Raw genomic sequence first — 15483 nt, 5'->3', positions numbered from 1 at the left:
CTGCACCCTGCCGGAAGGCATTGAGATGGTGATGCCGGGGGATAACGTGAAGATGGTGATCAAGCTGATCAACCCGATTGCCATGGAAGAGGGCCTGCGTTTCGCCATCCGCGAGGGTGGCCGTACCGTCGGCGCCGGCGTAGTCGCGAAGATTCTGGAGTAATCCGGAGGGGGCGCCGGGCCAATCCCGGCGTGCCCAAGCCTTGGACGCCAATCCAAGGAGTGTTTCTTAGGCCAGTAGCTCAATTGGCAGAGCAGCGGTCTCCAAAACCGCAGGTTGGGGGTTCGAGTCCCTCCTGGCCTGCCATACAACCATCGCCCCTTACCCACCCCGAGGCGACCCGTCACCCATGACATCAACCGTTGAGGTCAAAGACGCCAGCTTGGATCTAGCCAAGCTGGCTGGTGCCGCATTGTTGCTGATTGTCGGCATCTTTGCTTTTTATTACTTTGCCGCCTGGTCGGGATTGCTGCGAGTCCTGGGGTTGCTTGTCATCACCGGCGCGGCAGTGGCCATCGCCTTTCAGACGGAGCAGGGACGCGCACTCTGGCAATTCATTGCCGATGCCCGGATGGAGGTGCGCAAGGTCGTCTGGCCGACCCGCCAGGAAACCATCCAGACCACTTTGGTGGTGATGGCCATGGTCGTCGTGGTCGCCCTGGTGTTGTGGCTGTTCGATACGGTATTGATGGCCATCTTGAGGTTTCTCACAGGCCAAGGAGGCTGATCTTGTCCAAGCGTTGGTACGTCATTCACGCCTATTCGGGGTTTGAGGGTCAGGTCAAGCGTTCGCTCGAGGAGCGGGTTCGACGGGCGGGTCTGGAGGAGGCCTTCGGGTCAGTCCTGGTCCCGACCGAAGAGGTCGTCGAGATGCGCAATGGTCAGCAGCGCAAGAGCGAGCGTAAATTCTTCCCAGGCTATGTCCTGGTGCAGATGGACATGACCGATGAGACCTGGCACCTGGTCAAGAGTGTGCCCAAGGTCATGGGTTTCATCGGCGGTACCGGCGACCGCCCGGCGCCGATCCCCGACAAACAGGCCGACGCGATCCTTCAGCGGATGCAGGATGGCGTCGAGAAGCCACGGCCGAAGGTGCTCTATGAGCCCGGCGAGGTGGTGCGCGTGGTCGACGGACCCTTTACGGACTTCAACGGCGTGGTCGAAGATGTCGATTACGACAAGAGCCGCGTCAAGGTTTCGGTACTGATCTTTGGCCGCTCGACACCGGTGGACCTGGAGTTCTCCCAAGTCGAAAAGGGCTAGAGTAGTCGCGAATCGGCACGGATCGCTCGGTAAAAATATCTTGGAAGAAGTTTTTGTCCGCAAATGAACGCGAATGAACGCAAATAAGAGTGAAGAATGCATGGTGCGGCGGCCGCTCACTCGAGACGCTGGCGCCAGGGACGCTTTATTCGACAAATGATTAATTTGCGTTCATTTGCGTTAATTTGCGGACAATCATTCTTTATTGGCCCCGGCACGGGGCACTAACCGGGGGAGCCTGGGTGTCAATCCCGGGCGTCAGCACCCCACAGGAGACGAGAAATGGCGAAAAAGATAAACGCCTATATCAAGTTGCAGGTCAAGGCGGGCATCGCCAATCCCAGCCCGCCGGTCGGCCCGGCGCTTGGTCAGCACGGCGTCAATATCATGGAGTTCTGTAAGGCGTTCAATGCCAGAACGCAGGAGCTCGAGCAGGGCATGCCGATTCCGGTGGTCATCACCGTCTATTCGGATCGCAGCTTTACCTTTATCACCAAGACCCCGCCGGCGTCCATCCTGCTCAAGAAGATTGCCGGTGTGCCCAAGGGCAGCGCGACACCCCATATCACCAAGGTGGGCACGGTCACGCGTGAGCAGCTTGAGACCATCGCCAACGCCAAGATGCCCGATCTCACCGCGGCCGATTTGGACGCGGCGGTGCGCACCATCGCGGGCAGTGCCCGTTCCATGGGCCTGGACGTCGAGGGGGTGATTTAATCATGGCGAAGCAAAGCAAGCGCCAAGTCGAGATCCGTGCGCGCGTCCAAAGCGGCAAGCCGTATCCGGCGGTGGAGGCCTTCGGTCTCCTGAAAGAACTCGCCAAGGTCAAGTTCGTCGAGAGCGTCGATGTGGCCGTGAACCTGGGTGTCGACCCGCGTAAGTCCGACCAGGTGGTGCGCGGCTCCACCGTGCTGCCCCACGGCATCGGCAAGACCGTGCGGGTCGCGGTCTTCGCGCAGGGCGCCAACGCCGAGGCGGCCACCGCCGCCGGTGCGGATCGGGTCGGCTTCGATGACCTGGCCGAGGAAATCAAGGGCGGCAAGATGGACTTCGATGTCGTCATCGCCTCCCCGGATGCCATGCGGGTCGTCGGTCAACTCGGCAAGATCCTCGGCCCCCGTGGTCTGATGCCCAACCCCAAGGTCGGTACAGTCACCGCTGACGTGGCCGAGGCCGTGCGTAACGCCAAGGCGGGGCAGGTCCGCTACCGCACCGATAAGGGCGGCATCATTCATTGCCCCCTGGGCCGGGTAGACTTCGACGCGGATAAGCTGCGCGAAAACCTGGAGGCGCTGCTGGCGAACCTGATGCGGGCCAAGCCGAGCACCTCCAAGGGCATCTATATGCGCAAGGTGACGGTGTCGACCACCATGGGGCCTGGCCTCGTCGTGGACCATCTGTCACTCATCTAGTTGCATTTTCTTTGAGGTCCGGCCGTGGACGGCCGGGCCGCTCTTTGGGGCACCGACTTGCTCGGAGCCGTCAAAGACCGCAGGTGGTGCGCGCCCCGGGAGGGACCCGGGCCCGTGCCTTAATGACATGAGACGCCTGCGCAGACGGTGCTCCCGAATCACATTGCTGATGACGGCGCACTGCATGGCGTTATCGGCGGTCGACGGAACGACTGACCGACAACGCGACCCGGCCATTCGGCCGGGTGGACCTTGACTGGAGAGGTGACGACAGTGGCGCTCAATCTTGCGCAGAAAGAAGCAATCGTCGCCGAAGTTGCGGAAGTCGCACGGGGCGCCTTTTCGGCCGTCGCGGCCGAATACCGGGGACTGACCGTCGGACAGATCACGAAGTTGCGCGTCGAGGCGCGCAAGGTCGGTGTCTATGTCCGGGTGGTCAAGAATACCCTGGCCCGGCGCGCACTGGAAGGGACTGACTTCGCTTGTATGCAGGATGGGCTGACTGGCCCGCTGATCCTGGCATTCGCGAAGGAAGACCCGGGTGCAGTCGGGCGGGTCGCAGTGGCATTTGCCAAGGAGCACGACAAGTTCCAGGTACGCCTGGTGGCTGTCGGGGGCAAATTGCTCGACCCCTCCAAGCTTAGCGATCTGGCCAAGATGCCGACCCGCAATCAGGCGTTGAGCCTGTTGCTGGCGACCATGAAGGCCCCGGTCCAGAAGCTTGCAGCGACGATCAACGAGGTCCCGGGCAAACTCGTCCGCACCCTCGCCGCAGTTCGCGATGCCAAAGAGGCCGCTTAAGCGCGCCTCGTTCAATGCAATGTGATTTAAGGAGACAGGCAAATGGCCGTTTCGAAAGAAGAGATCCTCGACGCGATCGGTAACATGACCGTGCTTGAGGTGGTTGACCTCATCTCGATGATGGAAGAGAAGTTCGGTGTGACCGCCGCCGCCGCCGTCGTCGCCGGCCCCGCCGCCGGCCCCGCGGAAGTCGCGGTGGTGGAAGAGCAGACCGAATTCAACGTGATCCTCACCTCCTTCGGCGCCAACAAGGTTGGCGTGATCAAGGCGGTGCGGGCGCTGACCGGATTGGGGCTGAAGGAAGCCAAGGATGCCGTTGAAGGCGTCCCCAACACCATTAAGGAAGGCGTGTCCAAGGCCGATGCCGAAGCCGCCAAGAAGGAACTGGAGGAGGCCGGCGCCACCGTCGAAGTGAAGTAACGACGCATTGCGTCGCAACCTCTCTTCGCGGACTCACTAGGCTGGCGGCGATTTGCCGCCGGCCTTTTGCCGTTTGGTTGAGAGTCACAGTAAGCGTATTACTGCAAGGGCGATACGTCCGGTGTCCTGGTTGCCCCAACCTGGGGGCGTCGGCGCCGCGCCCGTGGCGGTCCTGAATCCGGGTTCCATCCGGGTCCGATCAAGTTTTTCGAGGGAAGGCATAATGGCTTATTCGTTCACCGAAAAAAAGCGCATCCGCAAAGACTTTGGCAAACGTCCGACGATCCTGGACGTGCCCTTCCTCCTGGCGACCCAGATCGAGTCCTACCGTGAGTTCCTGCAGGCCGATTTGCCACCCAAGAAGCGCGTGGACGAGGGCCTGCACGCGGCCTTCAAGACCGTGTTCCCGATCGAGAGTTACTCCGGCTACGCGGTGCTGGAATATGTGAGCTACCGCCTGGGCGAGCCGCCCTTCGATGTGCGCGAATGTCACCTGCGCGGCGCGACCTACGCGGCCCCCCTGCGCGTGCTGCTGCGCCTGGTCATCTACGACAAGGAGGCGCCGGCCGGCGCCAAGGTCGTCAAGGATATCAAGGAGCAAGAGGTCTACATGGGCGAACTGCCGCTCATGACCGAGACCGGCACCTTCATCATCAACGGCACCGAGCGCGTCATCGTCTCGCAGTTGCATCGCTCCCCGGGCGTCTTCTTCGACCACGACAAGGGCAAGACCCATTCCTCGGGCAAGCTGCTGTTCTCGGCACGTGTGATCCCCTACCGCGGGTCCTGGCTGGACTTCGAGTTCGACCCCAAGGACAACGTATTTGTGCGCATCGACCGGCGGCGCAAGCTGCCGGCGACCATCGTCCTGCGCGCCCTGGGCTACGGGGTCGAGGACATCCTCGAGTTCTTCTTTGAGACCGACACCTTCCGCTTCGCGGGCGAGGAGGTCTCACTGGACCTGGTGCCCGAGCGGCTGCGCGGCGAGACCGTCGGTTTCGACGTGAAGATCGGCGAGCAAGTCATCGTGGAGGCCGGCCGGCGCGTCACCGCGCGGCACATCCGCGAGTTGCAGAAGGCCGGGATCGAGCGCCTGGAGGTGCCGCCGGACTTCCTGGTCGGGCGCGTCGTGGCGCGGGCCCAGGTCGACACCGCCACCGGCGAGGTCATCGCCGAGGCCAACACGGCGCTCACCCGCGAGCTGATGGCGCTCCTGGTCGCCAAGGGCATCGATCAGGTCGAGACGCTGTTCGTCAACGACCTGGATCAGGGACCCTATATCTCCGAGACCCTGCGCATCGACCCCTCGACCACCGAGCTGGAGGCCATGGTCGAGATCTACCGGATGATGCGCCCCGGCGAGCCGCCGACCAAGGACGCGGCCCAGAACCTATTCCACAACTTGTTCTTCACCCCGGACCGCTATGACCTGTCCGCGGTCGGGCGCATGAAGTTCAACCGGCGGCTCGGCCGGCCCGAGGAAGAGGGCCCCGGGGTGCTCTACGACGGGCGCTATTTCCGTGGCCGGACCGACGCCTTCTCGGTCGCATTGCGCGCCGCCAACGGGGATACCTCCGACATCCTTGATGCACTCAAGGTGCTGGTGGAGCTGCGCAACGGCCGCGGCACCGTCGACGACATCGACCATCTGGGCAATCGGCGCATCCGCTGCGTGGGCGAGATGGCCGAGAACCAGTTCCGGGTCGGGCTGGTGCGGGTGGAGCGCGCGGTCAAGGAGCGCCTGTCGCTCGCCGAGTCCGAGGGGCTGATGCCGCAGGAGTTGATCAACGCCAAACCGGTGTCGGCCGCGATCAAGGAGTTCTTTGGCTCCAGCCAGCTCTCCCAGTTCATGGACCAGAACAATCCGCTCTCCGAGGTCACCCACAAGCGACGTGTCTCTGCCCTCGGCCCCGGCGGCCTGGCGCGCGAGCGTGCCGGCTTCGAGGTGCGTGACGTTCACCCCACCCATTACGGCCGCGTCTGCCCGATCGAGACCCCTGAAGGCCCGAACATCGGCCTGATCAACTCGCTCGCGGTCTATGCCCGCACCAATCGGTACGGTTTCCTGGAGACCCCCTACCGCAAGGTGGAGGCTGGGCGCGCCGGCATGGAGATCGACTATCTCTCCGCGATCGAGGAGGGCAACTTCGTCATCGCCCAGGCCAACGCGACCCTGGACGGCGATGGCAACCTGACCGATGCCCTGGTGTCCTGCCGGCACGCGAACGAGTTCGCCATGAAGACCCCGGACGAGGTCCAGTACATGGACGTCTCCCCGCGGCAGATCGTCTCGGTGGCGGCCTCCCTCATCCCCTTCCTGGAGCACGACGACGCCAACCGCGCGCTCATGGGCTCCAACATGCAGCGCCAGGCGGTGCCGACGCTGCGCGCCGAAAAGCCCCTGGTGGGCACCGGCATGGAGCGGGCGGTGGCGAAGGACTCGGGCGTGGTGGTGCGGGCGCGCCGCGGTGGCGTGATCGAGTCGGTGGACGCCGCCCGCATCGTGGTGCGGGTCAACGACGAGGAGGCCGAGCCGGGGGTGCCGGGTGTCGATATCTACACCCTGACCAAGTACACCCGCTCCAACCAGAACACCTGCATCAACCAGCGTCCGCTGGTGCGGCCGGGCAACGGCATCGCCAAGGACGACGTGCTGGCTGACGGTCCCTCCACCGACATGGGCGAACTGGCCCTGGGCCAGAACCTGCGGGTCGCCTTCATGCCCTGGAACGGCTACAACTTCGAGGACTCGATCCTGCTCTCGGAGCGGGTGGTCCAAGAGGATCGCTTCACCAGCATCCACATCGAGGAACTGACCTGCCTGGCGCGGGATACCAAGCTGGGGCCGGAGGAGATCACGGCCGATATCCCCAATGTGGGCGAGTCGGCCCTGGCCAAGCTGGACGAGTCGGGCATCGTCTATGTGGGTGCCGAGGTGCGCGACGGCGACATCCTGGTGGGCAAGGTCACGCCCAAGGGCGAGACCCAACTCACCCCTGAGGAAAAGCTGCTGCGGGCGATCTTCGGTGAGAAGGCCTCCGACGTGAAGGACACCTCGCTGCGTCTGCCCTCGGGCATGACCGGCACCGTGGTCGATGTGCAGGTCTTCACCCGCGACGGGGTGGAACGCGACGCGCGCGCCCAGCAGATCCAGGACCAGGAACTCGATCGGGTGCGCAAGGACTTCGCGGACCAGGCGCGCATCATGGAGAACGACACCTTCCAGCGCGTGGAGCGGATGCTGATCGGCAAGGTCGCCGATGGCGGCCCGGGGACGCTGAAGCCCGGGGCCAAGATCACCAAGACCTATCTGCAGGACATCACCGAGAAGGGATCGCGCGACCGGTGGTTTGAGATCCGGATGCACAGCGAGGAAGTCGCCCTGCAACTGGAGGCCGTCGCCAACCAGATCAAACAGCAGCGCGAGGAGTTCCGCGACCGCTACGAGGTCAAGAAGCGCAAGATCGCCGCCGGGGACGATTTGGCCCCAGGCGTGCTCAAGATGGTCAAGGTCTATGTCGCGGTCAAGCGCCGCATCCAGCCGGGTGACAAGATGGCCGGGCGCCACGGTAACAAGGGCGTGGTCTCCAAGGTCGTCCCGGTGGAGGATATGCCCTTCTCCGCCGACGGCGTGCCGGTCGACATCGTGCTGAATCCGCTCGGTGTGCCCTCGCGTATGAACGTGGGGCAGATCCTGGAGACCCACCTGGGTTGGGCCGCCAATGGATTGGGCGTGAAGATCGAGCGCCTGCTGCGGTCCCAGACCGCGGTGGCCGAGCTGCGCGAGTTCCTGGACAAGGTCTACAACACCAGCGGCCGCAAGGAGGATCTCGCGAGCTTCAGCGACGAGGAGATCCTGGACCTGTCGCGCAACCTGGTGAAGGGCGTGCCCTTGGCGACCCCGGTCTTCGACGGCGCCACGGAGGACGAGATCCGCTACATGCTGGCACTCGCCGAGCGCGACAACAGCGCCCAGGGCATCCCCTGCGGCCAGAGTCTGCTGCGCGACGGCCGCACCGGTGACGCCTTCGAGCGCCCGGTCACGGTGGGCTACATGTATATGCTCAAGCTCAACCACCTGGTCGATGACAAGATGCATGCCCGCTCCACCGGCCCCTACAGCCTGGTGACCCAGCAACCGCTGGGCGGCAAGGCGCAGTTCGGCGGTCAGCGCTTCGGTGAGATGGAGGTCTGGGCACTGGAGGCCTATGGCGCCGGCTACACCCTGCAGGAGATGCTCACGGTGAAGTCGGACGATGTGAACGGACGCACCAAGATGTACAAGAACATCGTCGACGGCGACCACCGCATGGAGGCCGGGATGCCGGAGTCCTTCAACGTGTTGGTGAAGGAAATCCGCTCGCTCGGGATCAACATCGAACTGGAACAGGATTGAACGTAGGAGCGGCGGCGACCCCGCCGCGACTCACGCGACCAATCGGCCCGCGGGCGGGCCTCCTACGTCAAGCTGGGAGATCGTGAAATGAAAGACCTTCTCAAGATTATCAGGCAGCAGGGTCAGGCCCTGGAGTTCGATGCGATCAAGATCGGACTGGCCTCCCCCGAGATGATCCGGTCGTGGTCCTTCGGCGAGGTCAAGAAGCCGGAGACCATCAACTACCGCACCTTCAAGCCGGAGCGCGACGGGCTCTTCTGCGCCAAGATCTTTGGCCCCATCAGCGACTACGAGTGCGTCTGCGGCAAGTACAAGCGCTTGAAGCACCGCGGCGTGGTGTGCGAGAAGTGCGGCGTCGAGGTGGTGCTGGCCAAGGTGCGCCGTGAGCGCATGGGGCACATCGATCTCGCAAGCCCCGTGGCGCACATCTGGTTCCTGAAGTCCCTGCCCTCGCGCATCGGTCTGCTGCTCGACATGACGCTGCGCGATATCGAGCGCGTACTGTATTTCGAGTCCTTCGTGGTCATCGACCCCAACATGGTGCCCAACCTGGAGCGGGGCCAGTTGCTGACGGACGAGCAGTATCTGGAGGCCCTGGAGGAGAACGGGGACGAGTTCGACGCCCGCATGGGTGCCGAGGCGGTCTACGAACTGCTGCGCACCATCGACGTCCAGGCCGAAGTGCGGCGGATGCGCGAGGAGATCCAGACCACCAACTCAGAGACCAAGATCAAGAAGCTCGCCAAGCGGCTCAAGCTGATGGAGTCGCTGATCGACTCCGGCAACCGCCCCGAGTGGATGATCCTAACGGTGTTGCCGGTGCTGCCGCCGGAGCTGCGCCCGCTGGTGCCGCTCGACGGTGGGCGCTTTGCCACCTCGGATCTGAACGACCTGTATCGGCGCGTCATCAACCGCAACAACCGGCTCAAGCGGTTGCTGGACCTGGTGGCCCCGGACATCATCGTGCGCAACGAAAAGCGCATGCTCCAGGAGGCGGTCGACGCCCTGCTGGACAACGGCCGTCGCGGTCGGGCCATCACCGGCACCAACAAGCGCCCGTTGAAGTCGCTGGCGGACATGATCAAGGGCAAGCAGGGGCGCTTCCGCCAGAACCTGCTCGGCAAGCGCGTGGACTACTCCGGGCGCTCGGTCATCGTGGTCGGCCCGACGCTGCGCCTGCACCAGTGCGGTCTGCCCAAGCGGATGGCCCTGGAGCTCTTCAAGCCCTTCATCTTCAGCAAGCTGCAACTGCGCGGCCAGGCGGCCACCATCAAGGCGGCCAAGAAGATGGTGGAGCGCGGCACCCCTGAGGTCTGGGATATCCTCGAGGAGGTCATCCGCGAGCACCCGGTGATGCTCAACCGCGCCCCCACCCTGCACCGACTGGGTATCCAGGCCTTCGAGCCGGTGCTGATCGAGGGCAAGGCGATCCAGCTCCACCCGCTGGTGTGTACCGCCTTCAATGCCGACTTCGACGGCGACCAGATGGCCGTGCATGTGCCCCTGTCGCTGGAGGCGCAGATCGAGGCCCGCGCCTTGATGATGGCGAGTAACAACATCCTCTCGCCCGCCAACGGCGAACCCATCATCGTGCCGTCCCAGGACGTGGTGCTCGGGCTCTATTACACCACTCGCGAGCGGGTCAACGCCAAGGGCGAGGGCAGCGTCTTCGCCGATATCGACGAGGCGCGGCGCGCCTACGAGACCGGGCACGCGGACCTCCAGGCGCGGATCCGCATCCGCATCCGTGAGGTGATCAAGGAGGAAGACGGCACCCTGCATGAAGTGGTCAGCATCAAGCGCACGACGCTCGGTCGCGCGCTGGTCTTCGCCATCGTGCCCGAGGGGCTGCCGTTCGACCTGGTGGATCGGGCGCTGGGCAAGAAGGCCATCTCCAAGCTCATCAACACCTGCTACCGCCGCTTGGGCCTCAAGCCGACCGTGGTCTTTGCCGACCAGGTCATGTATATGGGCTTTCGCATGGCCACCCGCTCGGGTGTATCCATCGGCCTGGACGACATGGCGGTCCCGGAGGAGAAGCCCGCCATCCTGGCCGAGGCCGAGCGCCAGGTGAAGGAGATCGAGGAGCAATACGCCTCGGGTCTCGTCACCAACGGCGAGCGCTATAACAAGGTCATCGACATCTGGTCGCACACCAACGACCAGGTCGCCAAGTCCATGATGGGCAAACTGGGTAAGCAAGAGGTCAAGCTCGACCCCGACATGGCCTTCGCCGAATGGATTCGCGATCACCTCATGGCGCTGCATGCGCAGTTCAAGGCCGGAGAGATCGACCACGCGGCCTTTGATGCGCGGTCCAAGGCGCTGTTGGAGATTTCGCGCCGCGGCGAGTTGCCGGCCGATTCCACCGAGTCGGTGCCCACCGGCAAGACGCAGGACACCTTCAACTCCATCTACATGATGGCGGACTCCGGCGCTCGCGGCTCGGCCGCCCAGATCCGGCAATTGGCCGGGATGCGCGGGCTGATGGCCAAGCCCGACGGCTCCATCATCGAGACCCCCATCACGGCGAACTTCCGTGAGGGTCTGAACGTCATCCAGTACTTCATCTCCACGCACGGCGCCCGTAAGGGTCTGGCGGACACCGCGCTGAAGACCGCCAACTCCGGGTATCTCACCCGCCGACTGGTGGACGTGGCGCAGGACATGGTGGTCCTCCAGACGGACTGCGGCACCGAGAAGGGGCTCTTGATGTCACCCGTCATCGAGGGCGGCGACGTGGTCGAGCCACTGCGCGAGCGGGTACTGGGCCGCGTGGTGGCCGCCGATGTCTACCGTCCGGGCACCGACGAGCTGATCTGCGCCGCCGGCGCCATGCTCGACGAGTCGATGGTGGAGCGCTTCGAGGTGGCCGGTATCGACCAGTTGCGGGTGCGTTCGCCCATCACCTGCCAGGCCCGCATCGGCGTCTGCGCCCAGTGCTATGGTCGCGATCTAGCTCGCGGGCATCGGGTCAATATGGGTGAGGCGGTGGGTGTCATCGCCGCCCAGTCCATCGGCGAGCCGGGTACCCAGCTCACCATGCGGACCTTCCACATCGGCGGCGCGGCCTCGCGGACGGCGGCGGTCAGCAGTATCGAGATCAAGAACGGCGGTTCCATCCGGCTGCACAACATCAAGACCGTGCGGCACCACTCAGGCAACCTGGTCGCCGTGTCGCGCTCCGGCGAGTTGACGGTGGTCGACGACAAGGGGCTGGAGAAGGAGCGCTACAAGGTCCCCTATGGCGCCACCCTGCGGGCCGGTGACGGCGACCTGGTCAAGGGCGGCGATGTCGTGGCCAACTGGGACCCGCATACCCATCCGGTGGTGACCGAGGTGGCCGGTAAGCTCGAATTCGAGGACTTCATCGAGGGCGTGACCGTGCAGGGCCAGGTGGACGACGTGACTGGACTCACCTCGCGCGTGGTCATCGATCCCAAGCAGCGCCCGGCCACCGGCAAGGACCTGCGCCCGATGATCAAGCTGTTGGACGAAAACGGCAAGGAACTCAACATCGCCGGTACCGACCTGCCCGCCCGCTATTTCCTCACCGCCAACTCGATCGTCAGCGTGGAGGATGCGGCCCAGGTGGGCGTTGGCGACATCCTGGCGCGTATCCCGCAGGAGTCCAGTAAGACCCGCGACATCACCGGCGGTCTGCCGCGCGTCGCGGACCTGTTCGAGGCGCGCAAGCCCAAGGAACAGGCGCTGCTGGCGGAGGCTAGCGGCACCATCAGTTTCGGCAAGGACACCAAGGGCAAGCAGCGCCTGGTGATCACCAAGGACGACGGCGAGACGGTGGAGGAGTTGATCCCCAAGTGGCGCCACGTCAACGTGTTCGAGGGCGAGCGCGTGGAGCGCGGCGAGGTGATCGCCGACGGCGAACTGGCCTCCCACGACATCCTGCGGCTCAAGGGTGTCACGGCGCTGGCCGAGTATCTGGTGAAGGAAATCCAGGACGTCTACCGCCTCCAGGGCGTGAAGATCAACGACAAGCACATCGAGGTCATCGTCCGCCAGATGCTGCGCAAGGTCGAGATCATCTCCCCCGGGGACACGCGGCTCTTGCGCGGCGAGCAGGTGGAACATGCCGCGATGATGGACGAGAACGCGCGGGTCGAGGCCGAGGGCAAGCAACCGGCGCTCTACGAGCCCTTGCTGCTCGGCATCACCAAGGCGTCGCTGGCCACCGAGTCGTTCATCTCCGCCGCCTCCTTCCAGGAGACGACCCGGGTGCTGACCGAGGCCGCGGTGCGCGGCTCAAACGACCGCCTGACTGGCCTCAAGGAAAACGTCATCGTCGGCCGCCTGATCCCCGCCGGGACCGGGTTGGCCTACCACAACGAGCGCAAGCGCCTGCGCCGCGAGGAGGATCGTGCCTCCGGCAAGGTCGAGATGGACAGCGAGGAACTGTCTGAGGCGCTCAAGAAGGCGCTCAACACCTCGGATGCGGGGTAGCAAAGGAGCGGGGGCGTCCCGCCCCTGCGGTTGGTAGAAAAAAAGCGGCCTCCGGGCCGCTTTTTTTTTTGTGGGTGGCGTTGATCCTGGAAAACGGAGAGTCTTTGTCTATTGCGGGTTAACACGGTCGGTCCAATACGCTGGCCGCCGACTCCCGTGCGCGACCGCCAAGATCACACATTCAACCTAGAAAGGGCAGTTGTCACGCCAAGGCGCCAAGCTCGCCAAGGTTTTTCAGCATCTTATCTGCCTTGAGCTATTCACCCGGCGAATAAGCTGGTGATTTCGCTTACCCTACTATATTTCTTGGCGAGCTTGGCGCCTTGGCGTGAGCAATTGCGGGATGTAGGTTCAAGAGCCGCTCTGCCCGCGCGTACACGTCTTCCGCAGGCCGTGCCCGCGCTTTACCCGTGCGAAATGCGGCGAGCCGCCGCTGCACCTCATCGCCCCAGAGCCGGTCCGTCTCACGCTCGTCGAGATCGTCGAGGCTCGCCAAGAGCCGCTCAGCGACCACTGCGCGGTCCTCGACCGCCAAGCCGAGCGCACTATCCAAGACTTCTTCAAGCATTGGCATCAAATATACTCCTCACAGGAAATTGGCCTAGATCGGCGGCCACGTCGAGCGGTGCGTTGAATTGTAGATCACTGGACTTGGGTCCAAATCTTCAAATTTGGCGTACCAGCTCACCGAATTAGGCGGAATCCGCTCCCCCACCCTCTTGTTTATGAGAATATTCCTTTCTCGCTACCGCAGCGCGAAGTTCGGGTTTAGGCGGCAAGCAACATCGCCGTTAATGCGTGATGCCGCAATCTTGCGGCATCACACACTAACGGTGCAGCACGAGGCCGCGGCCAGAGGGTTGACAAACCGGGAAAATTTTGATCCACTACGCCACACCCACCGGTTTATGAGGTAGTTTGTCCGGCGAAATCTAGTTAGGCACCAATGAAGAATCAGTCCGAAGCTATTAGGTACCTCGTTCAAGCGTGGCCGCACATCGTTTCAGAAGTGAGGCTGGTTCTGGGGTCGGAGCTACACTATCAGGCTATGGTATACCACTGTCTTCGCACGTATGGCGGTGTTCCGTTGGAACAGATCGGCATGAATGTGAAGATGTGGATCGACGATCCCGTGTCAGACCTATTCCGCGAATTGGATGCTCGGAAGCACGAGAATTTTCGCGGCGGATTCGAGCCCATTCCCGACGTATGTCTTTTCTCTCGCAGGATAAAATCGGACTGGCGCAGGCGAAATGCTGAGTGCACGATGGCGGCACTACTCCTCGCGATAGAAGTTAAGGCTTCTGAGCGGCAAGGGGCGAGACTTCGGTCAGGCGAGATCATCCGGGACATTAATAAGCTGGCCGCTCATCGACAAGAGGCACAGCAGCGCAACGCGTCGTTCGTCCCTGTCATGATGGTCATCGATACAGCCCCGACTCCCGAGGAGCGTATGACCTCATGGGCACTATCCGAGTCCAGGGAAGCGTGTAAAGAGGTGAGTGTAGAGTTCATGTATGTTTCCCCGACCGAGCATAGCTGCTCCCTGGTCGGCGGGAATAAAGAGCGGAAGCTGAGGACAGACAACGATTTCCACGAATAGAAGGAGTTCCGGGGACAGTATACTTAATTCACGCGGAACAAGAAGCATAGCCTCGGCCGTAGGGGCGCCGGGTAACCGGCGTCCTTACGGCTGAGGGCAAGCAGAGAGATCAGACGAATGCCAGAAATCGCACGTTTTTACGGAATCATCATCAAGATATTTTTCGGCGACCATCCTCCGCCCCATTTTCACGCAGTTTATGGCGAACACAACGCCGTTTTCAATATCGAGACTTTGGAAGTGATCGAAGGCGATCTACCAGACAGGGCAAGAAAACTGGTTTCTGAGTGGGCTCAAGCCTATCAAAAAGAACTCAAGCAGATATGGGAAAGCCAAGAATTCCGTAAATTGCCGCCGCTGCAATAGTCATGAGTTCTCCACGAATCGAAAGTGTCATACCATTCGACGACCATCTGCTCTTGGTCACATTCTCGAATGGAAAAAAGAAAAAATACGACACGCATCGATTAATGGGCCGCGAAATGTTTGCGCCGCTGAAAAACAGCGCTTTTTTCAAGAATGTCTCGATAGAGCCAGGCGGTTACGCAGTTTCATGGAACTCAGAAATTGATCTCAGTGAGCATGAGCTTTGGCAGCATGGCGAAGAAATGCCCTAATGAAAGATAGTGCGCGTTACGCTAAGATCGTGGAATGGTCAGAAGAGGACAATTGCTATGTTGGGAGTTGCCCAGGATTGATTTTCGGGGCTGTCACGGCGATAACGAGAAACTCGTTTTTGAGGAACTTTGCCAAATCGTTGATGAAGCGATAGTTTTGTACAAGCGTGATCAGAAGCCTTTGCCATCTCCAACATCCGGCAGGGATTACGCAAACTTGCTGCAAGATGTCGCCTAGGAATAAAGAGCTAGGGATAAGGGGCCAGTGCGGCTTGGCAATGTCGCGTAGTCTAGTGGGTGCAAATCCCACCTGGGTAATCGTGAGCCGCGAGCCCAGTATTGAGCCTTGCGGCGCGAACGGTAACGGACGCGTCGATGCGTAGGCACGAAAGCAGGCGAGGTGTAAAGCTCGACTTTGGCCATTTCAGGGAGTCGAGGCCAGTTGATCCAGCACGCATTGCCAGTCCTGGCGGGAAATGACGAGGGATTCCGGGTCTGGGGTTGATGTG

Annotated in this window: 12 protein-coding genes, 1 tRNA gene and 1 pseudogene; 13 read left to right on the top strand and 1 reads right to left on the bottom strand. The window is 62.5% G+C overall.

The annotated features are described in order from the left end of the window. The 10 genes and pseudogenes from tuf to rpoC form a co-directional block, all read left to right on the top strand. A pseudogene (tuf, locus tag QZX93_RS17415) lies at positions 1-163 on the top strand (elongation factor Tu); the annotation flags it as partial. A gap of 68 nt (positions 164-231) precedes the next feature. Beyond that, positions 232-307, top strand: a tRNA-Trp gene (locus QZX93_RS17410). Positions 308-350: 43 nt separating this feature from the next. After that, complete coding sequence (gene secE, locus QZX93_RS17405) at positions 351-728, top strand: preprotein translocase subunit SecE (RefSeq protein WP_295390670.1); 378 nt, start codon at positions 351-353, stop codon at positions 726-728. A gap of 2 nt (positions 729-730) precedes the next feature. Next, positions 731-1264: a transcription termination/antitermination protein NusG gene (gene nusG, locus QZX93_RS17400; RefSeq protein WP_295390673.1), complete on the top strand. Its 534-nt coding sequence runs from the start codon at positions 731-733 to the stop codon at positions 1262-1264. 282 nt (positions 1265-1546) lie between these two features. Continuing rightward, a complete protein-coding gene (gene rplK / locus QZX93_RS17395) occupies positions 1547-1981 on the top strand; it encodes a 50S ribosomal protein L11 (protein ID WP_295390675.1) in 435 nt (144 codons plus the stop codon). A gap of 2 nt (positions 1982-1983) precedes the next feature. Next, entirely contained in the window at positions 1984-2676 is a 693-nt protein-coding gene (gene rplA, locus QZX93_RS17390; protein ID WP_295390676.1) for a 50S ribosomal protein L1, read from the top strand. A 273-nt stretch (positions 2677-2949) separates the two neighbouring features. Further along, positions 2950-3477: a 50S ribosomal protein L10 gene (rplJ, locus tag QZX93_RS17385; RefSeq protein ID WP_295390678.1), complete on the top strand. Its 528-nt coding sequence runs from the start codon at positions 2950-2952 to the stop codon at positions 3475-3477. Positions 3478-3519: 42 nt separating this feature from the next. After that, on the top strand, positions 3520-3897 hold the full coding sequence (gene rplL, locus QZX93_RS17380; protein ID WP_295390679.1) for a 50S ribosomal protein L7/L12: 378 nt from the start codon (positions 3520-3522) through the stop codon (positions 3895-3897). A gap of 223 nt (positions 3898-4120) precedes the next feature. Next, positions 4121-8293 (top strand): DNA-directed RNA polymerase subunit beta, encoded by a 4173-nt coding sequence (gene rpoB / locus QZX93_RS17375; protein ID WP_295390680.1) that lies wholly within the window; start codon positions 4121-4123, stop codon positions 8291-8293. Between the two features lie 87 nt (positions 8294-8380). After that, on the top strand, positions 8381-12754 hold the full coding sequence (gene rpoC, locus QZX93_RS17370) for a DNA-directed RNA polymerase subunit beta' (protein ID WP_295390681.1): 4374 nt from the start codon (positions 8381-8383) through the stop codon (positions 12752-12754). Positions 12755-13043: 289 nt separating this feature from the next. Here rpoC and QZX93_RS17365 read toward each other — a convergent pair whose 3' ends face one another. After that, positions 13044-13328, bottom strand: a complete 285-nt coding sequence (locus tag QZX93_RS17365; RefSeq protein ID WP_295390682.1) for an addiction module protein — start codon at positions 13326-13328, stop codon at positions 13044-13046. Between the two features lie 513 nt (positions 13329-13841). Between QZX93_RS17365 and QZX93_RS17360 the strand changes: the two genes are divergently transcribed. The 3 genes from QZX93_RS17360 to QZX93_RS17350 all read left to right on the top strand — a co-directional run bounded on the left by QZX93_RS17360 (position 13842) and on the right by QZX93_RS17350 (position 14974). Further along, positions 13842-14357: a hypothetical protein gene (locus QZX93_RS17360; protein WP_295390683.1), complete on the top strand. Its 516-nt coding sequence runs from the start codon at positions 13842-13844 to the stop codon at positions 14355-14357. 117 nt (positions 14358-14474) lie between these two features. After that, on the top strand, positions 14475-14723 hold the full coding sequence (locus tag QZX93_RS17355) for a DUF4160 domain-containing protein (protein ID WP_295390684.1): 249 nt from the start codon (positions 14475-14477) through the stop codon (positions 14721-14723). Between the two features lie 2 nt (positions 14724-14725). Continuing rightward, positions 14726-14974, top strand: a complete 249-nt coding sequence (locus QZX93_RS17350; protein WP_295390685.1) for a DUF2442 domain-containing protein — start codon at positions 14726-14728, stop codon at positions 14972-14974. The last annotated feature ends 509 nt before the right edge of the window (positions 14975-15483 follow it).

It is taken from the genome of uncultured Thiodictyon sp. (assembly GCF_903946935.1).
In the GTDB taxonomy this organism is placed as follows: Bacteria; Pseudomonadota; Gammaproteobacteria; order Chromatiales; family Chromatiaceae; genus Thiodictyon.
The sequence above is the reverse complement of the archived record's forward strand: the minus strand, read 5'-3'. Positions and strand labels throughout refer to the sequence as shown.

Coding starts and splice junctions, on each gene's coding strand:
- rpoC (WP_295390681.1), top strand. CDS start 8,381: ATGAAAGACCTTCTCAAGATTATCAGGCAGCAGGGTCAGGCCCTGGAG.
- rplL (WP_295390679.1), top strand. CDS start 3,520: ATGGCCGTTTCGAAAGAAGAGATCCTCGACGCGATCGGTAACATGACC.
- QZX93_RS17350 (WP_295390685.1), top strand. CDS start 14,726: ATGAGTTCTCCACGAATCGAAAGTGTCATACCATTCGACGACCATCTG.
- rplK (WP_295390675.1), top strand. CDS start 1,547: ATGGCGAAAAAGATAAACGCCTATATCAAGTTGCAGGTCAAGGCGGGC.
- rpoB (WP_295390680.1), top strand. CDS start 4,121: ATGGCTTATTCGTTCACCGAAAAAAAGCGCATCCGCAAAGACTTTGGC.
- secE (WP_295390670.1), top strand. CDS start 351: ATGACATCAACCGTTGAGGTCAAAGACGCCAGCTTGGATCTAGCCAAG.
- QZX93_RS17365 (WP_295390682.1), bottom strand. CDS start 13,328: ATGCCAATGCTTGAAGAAGTCTTGGATAGTGCGCTCGGCTTGGCGGTC.
- rplA (WP_295390676.1), top strand. CDS start 1,984: ATGGCGAAGCAAAGCAAGCGCCAAGTCGAGATCCGTGCGCGCGTCCAA.
- QZX93_RS17355 (WP_295390684.1), top strand. CDS start 14,475: ATGCCAGAAATCGCACGTTTTTACGGAATCATCATCAAGATATTTTTC.